This window comes from Paraburkholderia sp. BR14312 (assembly GCF_040948675.1).
GTDB classification, from domain to species: Bacteria; Pseudomonadota; Gammaproteobacteria; order Burkholderiales; family Burkholderiaceae; genus Paraburkholderia; species Paraburkholderia nodosa_A.
The window spans coordinates 36,784-55,982 of record NZ_JBFPKI010000019.1; the positions used below are offsets into that span (position 1 = coordinate 36,784).

Annotated in this window: 15 protein-coding genes and 2 pseudogenes; 7 read left to right on the forward strand and 10 right to left on the reverse strand. The window is 61.6% G+C overall.

All coding sequences use genetic code 11. The features are described 5' to 3' along the window. Positions 1 to 2,104: 2,104 nt before the first annotated feature. Positions 2,105 to 2,863 (reverse strand): GntR family transcriptional regulator, encoded by a 759-nt coding sequence (locus tag AB3X98_RS37850; RefSeq protein WP_368605609.1) that lies wholly within the window; start codon positions 2,861 to 2,863, stop codon positions 2,105 to 2,107. Between the two features lie 332 nt (positions 2,864 to 3,195). Between AB3X98_RS37850 and AB3X98_RS37855 the strand changes: the two are divergent. Together AB3X98_RS37855 and AB3X98_RS37860 are read left to right on the forward strand one after the other, a co-directional pair. Then, a pseudogene (locus AB3X98_RS37855) lies at positions 3,196 to 4,571 on the forward strand (DASS family sodium-coupled anion symporter). Positions 4,572 to 4,638: 67 nt separating this feature from the next. Next, complete coding sequence (locus tag AB3X98_RS37860) at positions 4,639 to 7,107, forward strand: hypothetical protein (protein WP_368605610.1); 2,469 nt, start codon at positions 4,639 to 4,641, stop codon at positions 7,105 to 7,107. A gap of 40 nt (positions 7,108 to 7,147) precedes the next feature. Here AB3X98_RS37860 and AB3X98_RS37865 read toward each other — a convergent pair whose 3' ends face one another. Beyond that, positions 7,148 to 7,444: an H-NS histone family protein gene (locus AB3X98_RS37865; RefSeq protein WP_368605611.1), complete on the reverse strand. Its 297-nt coding sequence runs from the start codon at positions 7,442 to 7,444 to the stop codon at positions 7,148 to 7,150. 393 nt (positions 7,445 to 7,837) lie between these two features. Between AB3X98_RS37865 and AB3X98_RS37870 the strand changes: the two are divergent. From AB3X98_RS37870 to AB3X98_RS37880, 3 genes and pseudogenes are all read left to right on the forward strand, one after another. Beyond that, positions 7,838 to 8,749: pseudogene (locus AB3X98_RS37870) on the forward strand (IS110 family transposase); the annotation flags it as partial. A 417-nt stretch (positions 8,750 to 9,166) separates the two neighbouring features. Next, on the forward strand, positions 9,167 to 9,682 hold the full coding sequence (locus AB3X98_RS37875; RefSeq protein WP_368605612.1) for a hypothetical protein: 516 nt from the start codon (positions 9,167 to 9,169) through the stop codon (positions 9,680 to 9,682). 376 nt (positions 9,683 to 10,058) lie between these two features. Continuing rightward, complete coding sequence (locus AB3X98_RS37880) at positions 10,059 to 10,250, forward strand: hypothetical protein (RefSeq protein ID WP_368605613.1); 192 nt, start codon at positions 10,059 to 10,061, stop codon at positions 10,248 to 10,250. Positions 10,251 to 10,827: 577 nt separating this feature from the next. On the opposite strand, the gene AB3X98_RS37885 is transcribed toward AB3X98_RS37880, so the two are convergent. Continuing rightward, positions 10,828 to 11,445 carry an H-NS histone family protein gene (locus AB3X98_RS37885; protein ID WP_368605614.1) on the reverse strand — a complete coding sequence of 206 codons (618 nt, stop codon included), beginning with the start codon at positions 11,443 to 11,445 and terminating at the stop codon, positions 10,828 to 10,830. 511 nt (positions 11,446 to 11,956) lie between these two features. On the opposite strand from AB3X98_RS37885, the gene AB3X98_RS37890 reads away from it, so the two are divergent. Continuing rightward, positions 11,957 to 12,385, forward strand: coding sequence for an H-NS family nucleoid-associated regulatory protein (locus AB3X98_RS37890; protein WP_368605660.1), 429 nt, complete (start codon positions 11,957 to 11,959; stop codon positions 12,383 to 12,385). Between the two features lie 196 nt (positions 12,386 to 12,581). Next, positions 12,582 to 12,983 (forward strand): DUF6283 family protein, encoded by a 402-nt coding sequence (locus AB3X98_RS37895; RefSeq protein ID WP_368605615.1) that lies wholly within the window; start codon positions 12,582 to 12,584, stop codon positions 12,981 to 12,983. A 72-nt stretch (positions 12,984 to 13,055) separates the two neighbouring features. Here AB3X98_RS37895 and AB3X98_RS37900 read toward each other — a convergent pair whose 3' ends face one another. From AB3X98_RS37900 to AB3X98_RS37930, 7 genes are all read right to left on the reverse strand, one after another. Then, positions 13,056 to 13,526: an RES family NAD+ phosphorylase gene (locus AB3X98_RS37900; protein ID WP_254320457.1), complete on the reverse strand. Its 471-nt coding sequence runs from the start codon at positions 13,524 to 13,526 to the stop codon at positions 13,056 to 13,058. After that, positions 13,523 to 13,978, reverse strand: a complete 456-nt coding sequence (locus AB3X98_RS37905) for an antitoxin Xre/MbcA/ParS toxin-binding domain-containing protein (protein ID WP_368605616.1) — start codon at positions 13,976 to 13,978, stop codon at positions 13,523 to 13,525. Before AB3X98_RS37905 ends, AB3X98_RS37900 begins: the two co-directional genes overlap by 4 nt. A 513-nt stretch (positions 13,979 to 14,491) precedes the next feature. Beyond that, positions 14,492 to 14,794 carry a BrnA antitoxin family protein gene (locus AB3X98_RS37910; RefSeq protein WP_368605617.1) on the reverse strand — a complete coding sequence of 101 codons (303 nt, stop codon included), beginning with the start codon at positions 14,792 to 14,794 and terminating at the stop codon, positions 14,492 to 14,494. Then, positions 14,781 to 15,047 carry a BrnT family toxin gene (locus AB3X98_RS37915; protein ID WP_254320430.1) on the reverse strand — a complete coding sequence of 89 codons (267 nt, stop codon included), beginning with the start codon at positions 15,045 to 15,047 and terminating at the stop codon, positions 14,781 to 14,783. Before AB3X98_RS37915 ends, AB3X98_RS37910 begins: the two co-directional genes overlap by 14 nt. 330 nt (positions 15,048 to 15,377) lie before the next feature. Beyond that, complete coding sequence (locus tag AB3X98_RS37920; RefSeq protein WP_368605618.1) at positions 15,378 to 18,395, reverse strand: LPD7 domain-containing protein; 3,018 nt, start codon at positions 18,393 to 18,395, stop codon at positions 15,378 to 15,380. A 1-nt stretch (position 18,396) separates the two neighbouring features. Then, the gene (mobC, locus tag AB3X98_RS37925) at positions 18,397 to 18,798 is read right to left on the reverse strand and encodes a plasmid mobilization relaxosome protein MobC (protein WP_368605619.1); all 402 of its coding nucleotides are present in this window, start codon (positions 18,796 to 18,798) and stop codon (positions 18,397 to 18,399) included. Between the two features lie 62 nt (positions 18,799 to 18,860). Then, entirely contained in the window at positions 18,861 to 19,196 is a 336-nt protein-coding gene (locus tag AB3X98_RS37930) for a killer protein (RefSeq protein WP_368605620.1), read from the reverse strand. Between the last annotated feature and the right edge of the window lie 3 nt (positions 19,197 to 19,199).

The window sequence follows — 19,199 nt, forward strand, 5'->3', positions numbered from 1 at the left end:
CCTGTTAGCCGATTGATGAAGAGAATGACGCAAACTTACGTTTTTCAAATTCCGGTTGCGGCAGTCGATCGCGCACGTCCATGCAGAACGTCGAGCCACGATTCTGGCTTTCTATCAATCACCTTTTCCCGGTTTCCGACATGAGCTCGCCGCACGTCTTGCATGTATAAGTGGCGTATCCGTGCGAGTCCCTGCCGTTGTTCACCAGTCCGGTCGTGCGAATCGAGTCCCACTGAGAAGAGTACGGTTCATCGTCATCGCACGCCACCTCTTCGCCGTCGTGTCCGTTGACGCACACGAAGTATCTACGTATCAACGTCGTCATCGTTGCCCTCCTGCGGCTTACGGTTACTGCGAAGCGGCGCTCCAGCCGCGTGAGCTGGCCGTACAGGCCCATTCGTGCAGGTTCGCGTTCCTGAAGAGTCGTGTCCTGCACCATCCGCTCCGTATTGCGCTGTCCATTCATCCCGCGACTGACGTGAGCGCTAGCGAATCGCCGTCCACGAGATGGCCAGGCTGGAATCCCGGTCAATTGTTTACAATTTTCAATGCCCTGACGATCGAGGCCTGCGGAAAAAAGACGCCGCGCAAGTGACGCGCTGCATTGCCCGGCGCCAGCTATTCGATGGCCCTGGCATGACCGTCTCCGTCAAGGACCGGCACACGCAGCGCGGCGCCGCAGCCTGGGTGACAAAGCGGCCCGCCAGTCGGCGCGTCCACGGTCCGGAACAGAGGGATGCATCCCTCCGAAGCGCGAAGATGTCCGGCGCAGTGTAGATGCCATGGTGCGTCGCGCAACGATGCTGGAGATAATCGTCCAATACTGGATCAGCATTGCGGTTCGGGCCGGCTCAACCGCGTGTTCCCATTAGAGCGAAGCGCGCCAGCCTGCCCGCCTGCGACCGCAGTTCCACCCGCGGAGCAGGACACGACGGGCAGCGCAAGTCGCGCAACGGCGCGTCGGATATCAGCGTCGACTTTGGGAGTCCTGGCCTACGGGATTCCGCTACAGGGAAGTATGGACGGTCCACACCGGTTTCACAACATGCAGTGAGTTCTTCTTCCCTGTTCCGCTAAACGCACGCGCACGTGCCGGACTTTGGCCTGTCGCGCGCCCGTCGAAACGTCCGCGTAGGTTAGCGACGAGTCATTCGCCCGCTCGCCGACGCGAAACTGTTGAAATGCCGGATCCCAGGACGCAGTGTGACTCTGGACTTCGAGAATCCCCGCGGCGCAGAAATGTTCTTTGGCAGTCGGTCAGTCTGGCGACGCAGCTGTTGTGACAGCGCACGCGCCTCACACGTCGAATGCATTCAGTGCCCGCAGGCAGCTTCGGGCAGATGCAGGCCGGAGCTGATCGCGACGGCTCAGGCATCACACCGCCCAGTCACGCGCCACGGTATCAACGTTTCAGTGCAGCCGAGCGAGGGTACGAAGGAGCGAATCGCCGTCCCGCGTAACGCGAGGCCGTATGGTCCCCTCAAGTGTCTCCAGGACAACCAGTTGGCGTTCAGGCAGGGTGTGGACACGCTTCTGGCTACGGCGGCGGCGGTCGCAGGCTCGGTACCCAGTTGCCGGGTGACGCTGCGCATCATCCAGATGCCGATACCGAGACGGACAAGCGGGTTCGCGCCCAGTTCGACGCAGTACCAATCCCGAAAAGTCCGGCAACCCTGTATCGATTAAACGAGCACGTGCAAGTCAGGTTTCATGGTGCGATGGATGTCTGGCCCTGACGCCCGGGCACGCGAACAGCGCAGTACCTGACTCGGTTATCGGCGGCATCATTTATTTCTTCATACAAATTATGCGTTTTCGCCGCGCGAATTTTTTTGCAACGGTATAAGGTCGCTGCGCCAGTCAGCATTGTCCGATTCAGCGGCGCACAGTCATGGCGCGCGGGAAATTAAACAGCTATCCTGATCGACGGCAACGGCGCTTACGTCGCAGGCCAGATTCCGCGCGTTCGCGACCGCGCCAGTCTCGTCCCCTCCCTGGTAGCGAGCGTTCGCACGACGCCAGTTGCCGAGATTTTTTGGAATCCATAACATCGGCAAAGGTCCAGGCACGAAGGCCCCCGCAGGGTGACCCGCGCCTGGCGTCGTTATCCAACCACCCGCGCCTCAAGCCCGCTGCGTACCGCCAGATCGAAACGCTCAGGGCGAATATGGAACACCGTCGCCTCGCACACGCGCCCGTCAGCAAGTCGCGAGGTCCGGCGCAGCACGAGCAGCGGCGCACGCGGAGACACTTCCAGATATGCGGCGATATCGCTCGCCGCGGCAACCGCCGTGATGGTCATGTCGGCATCGACGATATGCCAGCCCGGCAGCCGTTCGAGCATCTCGTACGACGGGAGAGCTTGCGCCTCCTCGCGCGAAATGACACTTGCTTCGGGCAGCAGGCAGGTCTGCGCAAGCGCGACAGGCGCGCCATCGACGCGGTGCAGGCGTTCAAGGTACACACAATCCGTGACATCGGCGGCGAAGGTCTCGCGCAGGCCGGGCGGTACCGCACACGCTTGCATGCGCAGCAGTTCCATGCTGGCCCGCGCGCCCTGCGCCGCCAGCGAGTCGTAAAAGCCGCGCAACACGTCGAGCCGGTGCTGCAGACGCCGGGGCTTCACGAACGTGCCCTTGCCCTGCTTGCGCTCCACGACGTGCGTCTCTACCAGACGGCCGAGCGCCAGCCGGACCGTCACCCGACTCACGTCAAAGCGCTCGCCCAGTTCGGCTTCCGACGGAAGCTTGCCCGACGGCTCATAGATGCCCTGCCCGATTTCCTGCTCAAGCGTCGTCGCGATCTGCTCATAGAGCGACGTCACGTCTTCCCGCACCAACATGGTTAAGGTCCCTCGCTGCACTCGCGCCTCGCCTTGAGCGAGATTCGCGATATCGATATGAAAAGCAATTGGATGGCCAAGCTTGTATTAATACGTATTATGCCATCCTGACCCGCCGACGATAGCAGCATCGGCTCGAATAACGAACGCAGGAAAGCATGACAGTGACCGACAGGATCCTCGACGCGCCGCCGCTCGAGCGCCCACCGCTTGATGGAGAAGTCCGCCATGCGAACGAAGCCGCACCGGCAATTGCCCCCGGCCGCGCTGGCCCTCGCAGCGGCTCCGCGCTCCTGCGTGCCCGCCTTGGCTTCGTGGCCGCGTGGTTCGCCTTCGTCGCGCTCGCGTGGCTCATGCCGACGCCCGCCGGGCTCGACGCGAACGGCCAGGCAACCCTCGCCGTGGTCGCGTGGGTCGCGATCGTCTGGGTGACCGAGGCCATTCCCGTCGGCGTGAGCGGCATTTTGATACCGATGCTGCTTGTGCTTTCACATGCGAGTCCGGGTTTTCCGAAGGCCGCAAGCGGTTTTGCGGCGCCCGTCGTGTTCCTCTGCCTCGCAGCCTTCCTCTTTTCGGCAATCATGCAGGCAAGCGGCCTCGACCGCCGCATTGCGCTGGCGCTGCTCGAGCGCCTGAAGGTGCGCACCGCCAACGGCGTGATCTGGGCAATGTTCGCCGTCAACTTCGTGATGTCGATAGTCGTGCCGGCCGCGAATGCGCGCTCGGCCGCACTGCTGCCGGTCACCAACGGCATGGTCCAGCTGTTCGGCGATTCGCCGCGCGAGCATGCAGCGAAAAAGGCCATCGTGATCCAGTCGCTCGTCTACGGAGCGATGATCAGTGGCATGTGCATTCTCACGGCGCATCTGCCGAACATGGTCGTGTCAGGCCTGCTCGAAAAGCAGCTCGGCATCCACATTTCATACTTCACGTGGTTCAAGCTTCAGTGGCCGTACCTGGGCATGTTCGCGATCACGCAGTGCTGGGTCCAGTATTATTTCCGCTCGCGCGCCGTGCAGATTCCTGGCGGACGCGCTGCCATCGCGACGATGCGTCGCGCACTCCCGCCCGCCTCGCGCAATGACTGGCTGGTGCTGGTCCTGTTCGCGGGCGTGGCGGTCCTGTGGGCAACGGAGCCGCTGCATCACCTGTCGTCGGAAATCGTCGCGCTGATCGCGCTTGCCATCCTGTTCGCGCCAGGCGTGCTGCGCTTCGGCTGGGCCGAAGTCGAACAGCGCACGATCTGGGGCACACTGTTTCTGCTCGCCGGTGCGCTATCGCTGTCCTCTGCGATCAGTTCGTCGGGGCTCGCCCAATGGGCCGCCGATCACATCTATCTCGTCGCGCACGGGCATGGCTGGTGGCTCGCCATTGGCATCGTCATGGCCGGTACGCACATCATCCGTATGGCATGCTGTCCAACGTCGCTGCTGTCACCATGATCGCGCCGATCGCGCTTGCGCTCGCTCCGCGCCTTGGCCTGCATCCGGTTGCGTTCACGATGCTGGTCAGCGACACCGACAGCTTTGCTTACCTGCTGCCCACGCAGATCACGGCAGGTGTGATTGCCTACAGCAGCGGCGTGTTCACGACCGCCGATTACGCCCGCGTCGGCGTGGTCTCGGTGCTGATCGCGATCCTGTACGGGCTGTGCGTGATCGCTCCGTGGTATGCGTTCATGGGCGTGCCCGTCTGGGACGCGTCCGCGGCATGGCCGTTTGCGCATTGATACTTGCGCGCACTCGCATGGCCACGTGCGCGCGATCCCTTACCCGCCTTATGGACCCCCACCCCAGATGAGCGAATCGAACGAAACCGGTCTGCGCGCCCGCGCGCGTGCCCTGCGCGAGCGCCTTGGCGATCATGTCGCTCCGGCCGGCCTCTATGAGCAACTGAAACAGCGTCCCTTCGCCGGCAGCGTGCGTTGCAGCGTTTCGCGACTAGAAGCGGGCAGCTGGGCCGAAGTCGTGCTCGACTACGAAGTCGGCTCGTCAGGCATTGCCGATGGCGGGTGGCTGAAGGCCACGTTCAAGTTTTACTCGGACTGGGCGCTCTTCCAGACAAGCGACCCCACCGCGGCGAACTACATCAGCGCCGAGTATCATGCGGCGCCGCTCGTGCCGGGCCAGAGTCCCGCCACGGTGCAGGCGCTCAATGTGCGCTTCGACCAGAAAGGCCACGAGCGGCCGTACCAGAAGGCCGTGATCGTCGATGTCGTCGACGGGTATCTGAACGCAGGCGACCGCATCGTGATCCGTCTTGGTGATCGCCGCCGTGGTCCCGGCACGCGCATCCAGACCTTTTCTGAAGACGATTTCCGCTTCCGCCTCTACGTCGATCCGCTGGGCACGTCGCGCTTCGTTGCAGTGCCTGGCGACATTGCCATCGACATCCATCCGGGCGATCCAACGGACGTACTACTCAACGGGCCGCGCTTCGTGCGTCCTGGCGAGGCTGCGCCGTTTCGCCTTGCGTTGCAGGACCGTTGGGGCAACGCCTGCCGCGAGCTGGGCGCGAACGCGAAGGCACGGCCGGTAGTCGTCAATTCGATCGCCAGTTTGACCGCCAACGTGATCGCCCGCGACGCAGAAGGCACAACGGTCTATCAGCGGGAGCATGCATTCCCGACGCAGGGATTCGCGACGCTCGCGCTCGACGACCTCCCAACGGACCGGGGCACGCTGCACATCGTCGCAGACGTGCCCACGCGACCGGAAATCCGCGCAGCCGTTGCCTGGCTCACGGTCGACGCCACTCTGCCCTCCCCGCGCGCACTCTATGCCGATCTTCACGTCCATGCGCACGACACGGTCGGCACCAACAGTCCCGCATACAACGCGCAGTACGCGCGCGATATTGGTGGAATCGACATCCTGGGTTATACAGCGAACGACTTCCAGATCACGGATGCGAACTGGCAACTGGGCGTCGAGGCCGTCGATCAGTTTAACGAACCCGGCCGCTTCGTCGTCTATCCCGTGCAGGAGTGGTGTGGCAGTTCGACGGCGGGTGGCGACCACAACGTCGTATTTCTCGGCGACGAACGTCCCGGTTTTCCGTACAACGCGCGCGGTGAGCACAACCGCACCCTTGTGTGGAACGAGGACATGAAAGGCAACGCGGTCGAACTCGGTCGCTGGCCCGTCGAGGAACTGTGGGATGCCTACGCCGACGACGCCGAACACCACCTCGTCATGCCGCACGTTGGCGGGCGGCGCTACATTCCGGACTGGCACCATCCGAAGCTTGAGCGGCTCGTCGAAATCGCTTCGACGTGGGGCCACTTCGGCTGGCTCTACCAGGACGTCATCGCACGGGGCTACCAGCTCGGCGTGGCTGCGAGCGGCGACGAACATCGCGGACGTCCCGGCGGCGGCGCGCCCGGCGTGCAGGTATTCGGCGTGCATGGTGGTCTGACGGGCGTGCTCGCCGATGCACTCGACCGGCATACGGTCGGCCAGGCCTTACGCTCACGCCGCACGTGGGCGACAACAGGCGAACACAGCGCGCTGCTCGTGCGCAGCGGCGATCACTGGCAAGGCGACGCGTTCACGCAGCGCGGTCCGGCCACGCTCGATTACCGCCTGCTCGGACGCGCCGGCTGGGAATACGTCGCCGCCTATGACCACAATGGCCTGATATGGGAGCGGAACCTGCATGAGGAACTCGGCTATGCTGAGCGTCTGATCCGCGTGCGCTGGGGTGGTGCGCGCATTCGGGATCGGTATCGCTGGGCGGCGTGGCGTGGCCGCATCCGAATTCTCAACGGCACGATTCACAACTTCGGTTCTCACGGCTTCGAACACGTCGAGGAATCCGCGTGGCGCACAGGCGCAACGGACATCGAATTCAGTAGCGACACGTACGGCGACGCGGACAGCATCGAGATCGACGTGAGCAATCTGGCCGCGGCCACCATCGTGATCGAAGGCACCATCGACGGCTTCGTGAAGGTCGGCGATCCGCTCGCGGGCAATCCGTTCGCGCATGTGCCGGCGTTTCGCTTCGAGGTCAGCGGCGCGGAACTGCTTGCGCGGGGCAGCGCAACACATGCGCTCGGCGCCACGGAACTGTTCGTCGCGGTCGAGCGACTGACCGACAGGCCGTTGCCGGTCGATCTGGCGGGCAGTGTCGAGGTTGCCGCGCAGAACGCGCCGTTTGGCTTTCGTCCGGTGTACTTCTTCGGGCGACAGCGTGACGACAGCAAGGTGTGGTCGTCGGCCCAGTTCATTACTTTTGACCAGGTTCGCCGCGGGCGCAGGTGAACAGCGCTCGCAGCGACCGGCTCCGGTTTGAATCCGCCATCTAGTTGTGAATCAGGAACCGGTCGCGGTTCTTGACGTCCTTGATCCAGTTCGGCGCGCGCCCTCTGCCGGACCAGGTGGCGCCGCTTGCCGGATCACGGTATTTCGCGGGCAGCGCACCGCCTGAACCTCTCGGCCTGCCGCGGCGACGCCCAAAGATGTCCTGAGGTGTATATCCGAAATAGCCCACCTTCGCACGGATATCGGCAAGGACGGCGTCGAACTCTTCCTGACGGACTGCTGCTGCCTGATTCTCCAGCTCGGCGATCTGCGCTTTCAGTTCGCTGTACGTTGCCACGAAGCGTCTCCCGCATATGGAAATCATTGGGTCATGATAGTGACTTTCGTACGTCGCTGATCCGAACTGGGACGACGGTCGCCGGGCATTGCGTCAGGCTGGTGTCGGTGGATTTTTTTGCAGATAGAGGTGCCTCGCGACTCCATCCACAATGGCGGACGCTCGGGCGTCGTGAATCACGATGGAGAGGAGCAAAGCCGGTGCCGCCTACCGCGGTATGCAGATTCATGGAAAGCCAGATGCTTCACGCGCAGCCTCAGCAAGTCAGTATGACTCCCATTCGGCGAGGCTGGCCGCCGTGGGGAAGTTTGCGCGGGTTAGCATGGCTGCCAGAGCCGCATTGAGTGGCGACGGAACCGCCACTCAACGGTGTATTCCGCCGCGGAGGCCAGCATGGAAGACGATAGCACGTTGTATGTGGGGCTTGATGTCCACAAGGACTCGATCACGGTTGCCTATGCGATCGGCATGGGCACCGTCGAACTGTTCGGCAAGGTGGGCGCCATGCAGATTGATGTCGACCGGCTCTGCAAGCGACTGCAGCAGAAGGCACGGCACATCTGCTTTGTCTATGAAGCGGGCCCATGCGGATACGGCCTGTATCGAAGGCTGGTCGATAAAGGCTTCGACTGCATGGTCTGCGCACCATCGCTCACCCCACGCAGGCCGGGTGATCGTGTCAAGACGGACCACCGTGAAGCGATCAAGTTGGTGCGCTCCTTGCGCGCCGGCGACTTGTCGGCGGTACATGTACCAACAGTTGAAGCGTTCCGCGACCTGACCCGCGCCTGGTCGGCGGCTCGAGAAGACCTGAAGGCAGCACGCTGCAGGCTCAAATCGTTTCTGCTTGCCCACGGCGTCCATTATCTCGGCCGTCCCAACTGGGGACCGACACACCGACGCTGGTTAAGTACGTTCTCATGCGACAGCGCCTGGCAGCAACTGGCGTTCAACGAACATCGGCGCACGATTGAAGACCGGCTCGCGCAATGCGAGCGGCTGGAACTGGCATTGCGCGAAGCGGTAACTAACTGGCGGTTTTATCCAGTCGTACTTGCCCTGCAGGCCATGCGCGGAATCAACTTTACGTCGGCGATCGGACTGGTTTCGGAGCTGGGCGACCTCGCGCGCTTCGAACATCCGCGGCAGTTGATGGCGTGGATTGGCGTGACGCCTTCAGAACATTCATCAAGTGGGAAACGACGGCAAGGCAGCATTACGAAGACCGGCAACAGCTACGCACGTAAGCTGCTGGTGGAATCTGCCTGGAGCTACCGGCATCCCGCCCGAACAGGCGCTGCTGATTTCTACTTCCGAACTGGGCGCTTTTTCACTTGCGCCGTGACTTTACCTGGCCTCGACGTACGTCTGACAGGTCAGTCCCATGCTGCACGTCGATTTTTGCCGCCGACAGGCGTTCGTGGTTCGAAGTGGCGATTGACGGTTAGTTGCATCTGGTACTCATGATTCCTGGTGCTGTTTGCCCGGGAGTCCCACCTGACCAGGAAGCTTCGCCGCGCGGCACACAGTCTTGCGCGGACGCACCGTTCCGATGAGTTCGTCCGCTGCGCAGAGTCGGGCGAACTCATCGGAGTGATAGAGGACCGCCGGAACCATCACACTGGGCGGCCGCTTTCGTCTGGACCCGCCACCGAACTCGCTGACCCGGTCATGCAAATTAAATCGGGTGGGCGCTCTTGATCCCGGGGTGACGATCTCAATATGACGTGTCAAATCCAGATCAACCGCCTACCGGACATGCCCAACAAGAAGAACTCTCGATCAACGCGTCGGCCAGTTGCCGGTACGCACGCAAAGTCGCTCTTTCTCCCCATGCCCCGCCACGAAGCCTCGGATCTCGCGCTGCGTGCACGGATCGCACTGGAGCGACTGCGCAATGGTGAGGCAGACCGCTCCCTCATCAATCTCGTCTCACAGGTGGTTATCATCACGAGCTTCATTACCCGGGCGGGACATGGGCAGCTCGATATCGCGGAGATCGAACACGTTGAGCGTGACCTCGGAGAGTTACTCAGCGAGGCCGATCACACCGGAGAGTGGCAGGTGCCCGAATCGTTGATCGCGGGACTCACCACAGTGATTAACGAGTACGACCGCCAGCTTTGCGCGACCCGGATGGAGATCGTTGTCCGGGCGAGCGATCATCTTGGGAAACTTGTTGATCTGGCCGCGCGCGACACGCGCACCAACGACAGTCAACTCCAGGTTGCACGGTAACTTCACGTCGGATCGCGTGCCGGAATCACGGATCCGTTAGCGCAACGTGCGTTGAAGCTCGCCGGAGAACGATACGTATGTGCGTGAGAAGGTCACGCGCAAACGTCATACGGTTGGCTCCCGCCAGCCCGATGGTAACCAGCCCCCATAGATGGAGACCAAACCCTGCGCGTGTGTCGCGAAGTAAAGTGGATCGCCAGCGGTACAGCCTGCAATTGTCCGGGAAAGCGCGCAAGCGTTCACAACAGACAATCCAGTAACGCTCAATGCAACGAAGACAGGTGCATCCCGCGCTACACTGCGTTCACATCCCTGCTTAGTCCTGCGCGCGATAAATTGTGCGGCTGACAACCACGTCCCCGAACGAAAAAACCACATGGAAATTCGCGTCGCTTACGAACATAGCCTGGCGTCCGCGCCGGAAGAATACATCGTTCAGGTGCCCTCGCAGCTCGTGACCGATATTCCCGCGAACGTGCCGCGCGCGCTGTTGCCGGAGTTCATCACCGGCCTGATCGTCGAACGCTCCCCGACAATCGGAAAGATTCGCAATCTCAGGATTCTCTAGCAGATGGTGATCCCGCGGTGACACCTGCCTGACGAACGGCGTTGTTGCGCGGCTTTGAAAAAACTCAGAAAAGGCTTTGTTGCCTGATATCACGCGCTGGAGGCAGTGACGGTTTCTGGCGTCGTGCGCCTGTGCGTCGGCGAGTGAGACGACGTACGTGAGCAACCAGAACGAAATGCTCATCCGCGAAGCTGAGCGTGAGCCTGAACTGCATCAGCCCATCCGGTCCAATGCCGGGCTGCACCCGCAGGGAAGCGCGCATGTCGAGCCGCCGGGCACGGTCCACGAGCTGCGCACGACTCATACCGGGCCAGGCGAGCGAAATCAGCCGACTGACCGCCGAAGGAACCGACTCCGGTGGACAATCAGCCGGCAACGCCAGAGAAACAAGCTCGAAACGGTGGGGCATGGGGTTCAAGGCGCGCGGATCAGTGTCCGCGTTTCCTCATGTGCATACGCGGCGTCGCCCTGACGAAGGCGACGCGCAAAGGATCCTGACTGATCAGTCGTAGCGGGCCGCCAATGCATTACGTCCAGCATCCGCTCCGCCAGCTACGACTGGATCGCCCGTTACCCCTTACGCTGCTGCGACTTCAGGCGTCGCTGCAGCCTCAACTGCGGCCGGTGCCTTTTTGGCTGCAACCTTGCGCGGTGCCGAAGCCTTTTTCGCGGGTGCTGCAGCCTTGCGACCACGCACACCCTTTGCCGGAACCACCGCTGCCCGGCCGGCCTTTTTCGTCGCGACCGCCGTCTTCGCTGCCTTTTTAGCCACGACACGTTTCGCCGCAACCTTCTTCGCAGGAGCAGCCTTCTTCGCCGGAGCCACCTTGGCGCCGGCGACCTTTGCCGTTGCACCGGCTTCGATCAGGAATTTCGAACGATCCTTGACGTCGCGAATCCAGAGCGGTGCCAGGCCGCGGCCCGACCAGGTCGCGCCCGTTTTCGGATCCGCGTATTTCGGCGCAACGTGATGTACTGCCGCGCGCGGAGCTTTTGCTGCTGCCTTCGCACCCGTAGCCGGCTTGCGACCGCGTCGTTTAGCGACGAAGCCTTCAATATCAGCAACAGTCAGTCCGTGCTTTTGCATCAGCTCACGGATTTTGGTCAGGCCCACCGACGACTGCTTTTCGGCAATCGCTACTGCCTGCTTCTGGAGTTTTGCAATTTTCGAGTTGATTGCGTCCAAGGTAACCATGTCTATTCCTCCCTGTGGGGTTTACCGTCCATGCGATCCTGGAACTTCCCTGGCTTATTTCCCAGGCACTTCGAAGTTCGGTCTGCCCGTCAGAATTGACGCCATCGTCGCGGTCGTGATTATGACTTCATCAGTACGCTCGTGCAAATTTATCGCACGGTGCGCAGCGATTTAAATTGTCACTGGAGATTAAAATTGAGCTGCGTCCGGTGTTGCCGGCGGGTACTACAACGCTCCTTTTCCGTTCGAATGCTACCTTGCAGCAAAACACTCAATTCTCAATTGTCCAGACATGTACGCACGAATCATCGATCCTGTGAGCGAAGCTCCTCTTCTTTCCACAGGATGAATCGTTCACGCTACAAAAGATGACGTAAGGTGCGCAAGCAAACCTGGCGTCGCTTGCGGATTGATTTATACTGGGTTCACACCTGTCGCCAGTCGCGACACCTGCCGTGTGCCGTTCCCAGCAAAACGATTGAAAGTGCTCCACCCTCTTCGCGCCTGCAGCATGGGCAGCGTTGGGTCGCGTCGTATCCTGGCGGCACGCGATTTGCAATTACCTGCTCAACAACAGATTGTTGCGCGGAGAGTACACCGAATGGATGAAAGAAAGCGCGAAAGCATCGTTGCCTATCTCCGGCGGCGGATGGCTGAATTTGGAATCAAACCGGAAGACATCGCCACGTCAATTGCGGCAGATCAGGAGCGGTTGCGGGCAGTGCGTTTCCGCGACGCCTCTGGCAATTCATGGGACGGCAAAGGCGCTCCGCCACAATGGGTGGTCCAGGCGACCAGCGCCGGACAGTCTCTTGAGCATTTTGCAATTGATTCGGCATCGACCCAAGAACCTGGCAAACGCGCCGGTGCCGACTGGCGCAACGACCCGTTTGCCGGCACCAGACTGGCGAAAATCAAAACAGAGGGCGTTGGCGCCTGAGAGCTGGACCGGAACCAGCTAGAATCCAGCGTCAGGAATCACCCTCGTTGCCCCATCGGTTCGGACGTTTACGCGATTTCATTCCTGGCAGATGAGGGGCGCAAATACTGTTACAGGGTGAAAGGCTGCGCCCCATTTCTGGACTCAAGAAGTTGGAATTCCGGAGTCCATCCAAGTTAAGTGCAACGATTGAATCATGAAAACATCAGGAAAACCTTGCACATCGTGTCCCTGGCGTCGCGCTGCGGGTGCAGGAGATATTCCAAACTTCGATCTCGCTCTGGCAGAGAAGCTGGCCGATACGTGCCCTGATGACCGCGGCATGGGGCCCGACTTTGGAGCCAGCATGTTTGCGTGCCATCAATCCAGGGAAGGAGAGGAGTTCGCGTGCGCAGGATGGCTAGCGAAAGTCGGACACCACCATCCCGCAGTGCGCCTGGCAGTGGTCTCTGGTCGACTTGATCCGGCGGCACTGGAGCCAAGCGTGGACTGGCCGGAACTGCATGACAGCTATCGGGAGGTCCTGGACAAGCTGCGTGCAACGTCGAATTCTGGAGACGAGGCCAAAGAAGATGAGTCTGCAGTGAAAATCGGGTGATCCAGCTGCCTGCCCCGGTGATGAACATCATCGAGCCCACTGTGCGACTGGGCTCCAGTAAGTCGGCCACGCTTACGTATCACCCAGGATAGCCCGAATTCTCGGATCGTATGGCACTTTCAGCACTTCCGCGACAATCGCCGAGCTAGCGCCGGCATGGGCAGGATTGAACAGATAGTTGTACGAATGAGGCAGGATGGCACTTGGCACCTTGAGGAGCAGTTCCTGCCCGGCTGCCAGCCATTCGCTACCAGCGGCCTGCGTCCAGTCCGCGTTCTCACGCCAGTCATCCGGGATAACGTTCGCCGTGAGTTCCGCGATCGCAGCGCCCTCCGCAATTTCCACGCAAAGCAGTTGATAGTTATCAGGCAACGCCTGCGGGGACCCGAATTCGTGGTGCACCATGGTCTCAAGCAGCGCAAGTGCGGGATTTTCCGCCAGATAGACGACGGGTTGCCCCCGGTAATGCCACCGGCCAGACGCCCTCAACCCGCCGATGCCGCGAAGGTCCGCGTAATTACTGATCCTCCAGAATTCCATCAGGCGAAGTATCCCTCGTCGATCTGCACCAGTGCATCCTCGACAAGCCGCGCACCGTGTTCAGTTGAGGCCATCTCGAGCGGCGTTTTCCCGGCGAATCGCTCTTTGCTGCCGCGAAGCCAGTTCATGGCTTTTTCCGGATTTCCAAAGACCGTCTCCGCCTGTGCAACGATCCTTGCAAGGCGGATAGCCTTGTCCGACTCGTCAGTCGAGAGCCGCTCACCATTCTGGCGACGATGTGAGAGCGTTCGACGCGGAATGATGAAGAGCAGCTCTTCAGCCTTGAGGCCGTGCTCGCCCAGGCGGTCGAGCACCTCCACGCCGACGCGCTCGGTCGCGAGCGCAGCAAGGTCATTCCCGGACCGGATGTGTGCCTGGAGCAGGTTTCCCAGCAGGGAAAACTCGGTATGCCGCGGGTTGCCCCTTCCAGTGGGACGATATTCAATGGTAGCCATGGACCCTCCAAGCAAAATGCCCAATCAGTACGGGCATTTTGCCACAGATTGAGCTTGCCTGTTGTGCAGTCTGCGCGGCACCGATCGCGGGCGAACGCTGACTTACGGCAAATCCGCTCTCCGCAGCCCGGCACAGCCGACCGGCGCCTCCGGCGTGACTTTCCAGGATAGAGCAGCTACGATAGCTGTATATTTATACAGTATTTTATGGAGGCACCATGGCGCTGTCACTACTGGACGTCGAGGCAATCCATCCCGATCTGTGCCGGTCGAGCGCCCCGCCTGCGTAATCGGCATTCAAGCGTGCCGTCTACTGCCTGGCCACGACCCCATTGCCAGGACGCCGCTCGCGAGATATTCAGGATGCCTTTCGATATGAGGCGCAGCGCACATGGATGGGTTGTACGACAATCTTCCCACCATGAAATGGGACGAACAGCACGCCGACCAGGACGATGGATATGAGGGAGCGCGACGAACTCCGTTTCAACCACAAGCCACTCCACAGCTTTCTTATGCTGCCTTGAGCGGGTGCTCTTTCAGGTAGGTTTTTAGCGCGTCATTCATGCGCGTCTGCCAGCCTGCGCCGGTCGCACGAAACGCCTCCAGAACTTCTGCGTCATAGCGCATCGTGACCTGCTCTTTCGGATTCTCCTTCGGCGGGCGGCCCATGCGCTTTTGCATGACTTCAGTGAATGGACGTGCCCTGGCGAAATCCGCAGCCGTCCATTCCGGGTTGTCCGGATCGGACTCGATTCCGCGCTGGATTGCCGCTTCCTCAGCGGCGGTGTTGTGTGTCAGCTTAGCTTTGCTCATAAGCGTCAATCTCCGTGTTACTCGCCTTGCGCAGGCTGATGATGCGCATGGTTTCGTCGCGGGGCGTGAAAACCACGCTATACAGCCTGCCCCCTAACAGGGCGATGCCCCTGTACCGATCCTCTCCGTACTCGTGCCGAATGTCCTGGACCACCAGCATCCCATCCCAGTCGAGCCCCGCAGCCTCGGCGAGTGATACGCCGTGCTTTTCCTGGTTCGACGCGTCCTTCGCAAGGTCAAATGTGATTCGCATGCAACTTATTGTAGTGTCGAAAAATAGGAGCACGCAAGGACTTTCTGGAGTTACAGAAAGTGCGTCCTGGCGCAAGATCGCAGTTCAGCATGATTTGAATACAAAGCAGTCACGCACCGACTGACCGCGTGACTTTTGCGAGCAGACCCGACACGATTACTGTATATATATACAGGTATTCTTTGGGGCACCATGGCGCTGCCGCTACTGAACGTCGAGGCGATACACCCGGATCTGTGTGGCGAGCCTCGCAACTGGCTTCGGCGCACGGCCGCACGGTGACGAGCGGACACGAGGCGCTCGACGCGGAGTTGCCGGGCCGATCGGGCATCAGAGGGTCGGCTTACCGTCCTCGGAGGGCTTCGGCCAATCCTGTGCCGGTCGATCGGATTGCGCCTGTGGCAGTGGATCGGCGGGCGGACAGGCACCAGACGTGCCGAGCACGTCCTGCACCTGCTGGTCGACGCGCGCGTGGCGATACTGATCCATCGCCCGGTTCAGTCGCTCGTCGCTGAACTGCACGCGCAGCCCGGCATCCACGGCCACCCTCGCGGCCGCCAACTGGTGCGTGTCATCGCCAGTCAGTTCGAGCGTGCGACCGAACTTGCTCTGCGCAAGCCGCAGCCCGGTTTCGATCGCGGACAGCTCCGCCTGAAGCACCTGAACACTGGTGCCACGATCACGAACAATGTCGCGGCCATCATGCCGGTAGGTAACGTCGCCACGTTCGTTGACGGACCAGGATAGGCCCGGCGAACGGAAAATGATCGCGTTGTATTCGTCCTGCGCGTGCTGCCGTGGCGTGTTCGGCCGGATCACGTTTAACGCCTCGCCGCCGATCTCGGCATCGACCTTGACCGCACCCGATACGCGCTCCGGGCCCGCAGTGCGTCGCAACTCCTCGAGCGCGCGCTCGTCGCCTTGGTCCGCCCGCGTGCGCAGCCAGCCGGAAAAGCTCGGGCCGCCTGCGGCTCCGAATTTTTCCTTGAGTGCCGCCCGCTCGCGTGCGATCGACTCCCGCAGCGCGTCGTCGCGGCCCAACTGCCCGGCGCGTGCGAGTGACGTAGCGGCGCGTCGGCCAGCCGGTGTGAGTCGCACATCCTGCCGGATTTCAGCGCGCCTGGTATCGAACGCTGCGCGGATCTCAGCGCGGCGCCACTGTTCATTTGCGCGCTGCTTGAGCCACGCGTCGCTACGGGCCACGACATGCGCTTCGCGCGCGACCGAGTATTCACGCCAGAGCGCCGCGCGTGGCAGCTCGCGTGGAGCCGGAACCGGCTCACCGGCCTGCTGTCGCTCATACACTGCGCGTAGCAATGGTGCGGCTTCACGCCACGACAGATTCAGTTCTTTAGTCAGGAAGTCCGACACGTTGAGGTTGCGCGAGCCCGCGCGGATACGATCGGCGCCGTCGCGGCCCGTCGTGACCGCATATTTCGCGGGCCGCACGCCGTGGGTGTGCGACAGTTCGGCAAGCAGGCGACTGGCATCGAGACCCTGGCGAATCTCACGAAACTCGGTGTGCTGGCTACCTGACTCATCACGCTGCCGCAGCTCGCGCGCGAGTTGCGAGACCACGCTGTCCGAGACGCGGCCAGTGTGCCGCGGTGTGGCATACGTGGCGTCGTCGGTGTGAGAGCGGCGCGACCGGTACGGTGGAGTATCAACCGCCAATGCGTGCGGCGTCCGCAGGATTGGCCGGCCTGCCTCGAACTCGAACGACGCGTCGATCGAGTCGAACCGGTCTGGAAACGCGTCTCGCCGGTCGCCCGAAAACCAGCCTGGCGGCGACATGCCGGATGGTGTCCATGCCGGATGCGACCGCATCACTGGCAGGGTGTCGAACGGATCGCCGAACGCATAGTGCCTCTCAAGCGCACGGTGGTACGCGTCCAGCCCGACTGGGGGAGCTGCGTGCCCTACTCGTTGCGCTGCAGGCTCTCCATCGCGATCTGTAGCCCGTCGCAGGCCGTGCGCGGATACGGCGCCGTCTGGCTCCAGCTGGTGAAACGCATGATGCGGCAATAGCACTGCAGATCGATGTCCGATGCCGTCCAGAGGGCCGCCGGGCACGTTTCGCACAGCGTTGAAGGGTTCGGGCGCCGGGTACGCCCCACCTGGGATAAGGTCAAACTCGGCATCGAGCCCGCCGTATCCATCGTCGAAGGGTTCGGACGTGTCGAGTTCTGATTCGCGCGCGCCTGGCCCGTCGACGACATCGGGCGGCTGGGCGCCGAATTCAAATGCGCGTCCGCTTCGTTGAAGGTGTCCTGCGAAGCCGGGTAGGGAGTCGTCTGCTCGTTCATGATGTGCCTTCAGATGTTGTGCATAAAAGCTGCGTTCGAGATCCGCAAGCATCAGTTCGCGGTCGTGAGGCGAGGATTCCTGGTAACGCTGGTACTGACGGCTACCGCTGTTGAGATACTTCACTTCGCGCGCGCGGGTGGTGTACCACTCATCTAGCACGGCCGCTATGTGCGCTGGTGTGCGTCTGGGCGCAACGCCAGCCTCATAACGGTCGGCTGCATCTGCCGACAGCGCCTGCAGCTTCTCAGCGGTCGGCAGTGCGATGAATTCAGGCGTGAATACGTATTCCTTGAGGTTCACGCCCTTGTCGGCGCCAGCCGGCTTCACATTCAGGTAGGCGCTGTCGAGACCGGTGTTGCGCATGCGCACGGCACCGTACTCGTGCAGCAGCGCCATGAAATCCGCATGGGTCTCTATCTGGCGATCCAGCACCGCGTCAAGAATCTGTTCCTTCAGCTCGCGACTGTTGGCACGGAACAGGTCGCCACGGTAGCGGCTGATCATTTCCGATGCGTCGGTGAGCAGCGTGCGCCGGTTGTCTTTCGGACTCGCAAGGCCATACCGCGCGTTGACATGCTCCTGGAACGCATCGATGAAGCTCAGGTTGGAGCGCACGTAGCCGAGCGGTCCCAGGTGCCTTTCAGCCAGCAGGTTCCAGCGCGGAATGACGATATGGATGTGTGGCTTGCGCTCAACCAGTTCGCCAGTGCGCTGGTCCACATAGCTCTTGATCCGGGGCAGGTGTGCCTCGGCATAGAAGCTGTATTCGTCCGGGCGGTAGGCGTGCAGCGCGAACGCCTCGAACTCCCGCACGATCTGAAACATCGTTTCCCGAGTGACGTGATCCTCCTTGAAGGAGAGCGTGATGGACAGGTAACGTTCGACACCGGGTGCGGCACTGATCGACTGGATCACTGCGTCGGTCAGGTCGAGATCACCGGCGAGCACCACACGTTCGTCAAGGTCATCGCGATCCAGGTCGCGGCCAACCTTGCGGCCTTCCTCGAGGTACTGCTTCACGCCGTCGTGACGGCCGTCCACTCTAATCAACACGATGGAGATGGGCCTTCAGCAGTTGCGTGATCAACTCCAGCTCGTCGACCAGGGCGACAAACGTGGATTCGGATAGCTGGCCAGCCACGCGCGCCGTATTCGCCACGTGGACCAGCTGGTTCAGGTTGTTGCCGGTCTTGTTGATCACGTACATGATCCGTTGTCGCTCAATGGTCGCGGGTGGGCGCGCGACGATCTGCGTGCGGTTCGTCAGGATGCATTCGCGCAAAAAAACAGACGGACTCATGCCGGAGCGTGCGACCTTTTCATTGAAGACCTGCCACTGGTCGTCGGTGAGCCGTGTGCTGACAGGCCTGCCAAGGGCCTTCTGCGCTTTTTTGCGACCACGGCGCCTGGCTTGCGCCACAACATTGAGATCGTCTGCGCTCATCGCATGTTTTCCGTTACCAGAGAGACATCGGGCGGCGAACTGCCGCCACCGGCGTGCAAGAGTCAGGGGCCGTACTGGGTTCGCCCGTATTGCGAATTGACTGGCCCCTTCACGTCACTCCCGGCCGACTGGCACTGGTTCAGGAAATCGCCTCGCGCGTTGGCCGTGCCGCCCTCATCGAAGTGACCGTGGTGAAAGCGGACGATGGAAAAGTAGCCCGCCTCGTATTCGGCGCATGTCTTGCCGCCATTGCCACCCATGATCAAACCGGCAAGACAGAGCACCGCGCCACACGCATCCTGGTTATCATCGGCGTGCGACGACGGCGTGGCGAGCGCACAGACCAGTGCCGCGCTGCACAGCGCGGGCGCAATCGACCGTCGTTTCATTGCGTTCATGAT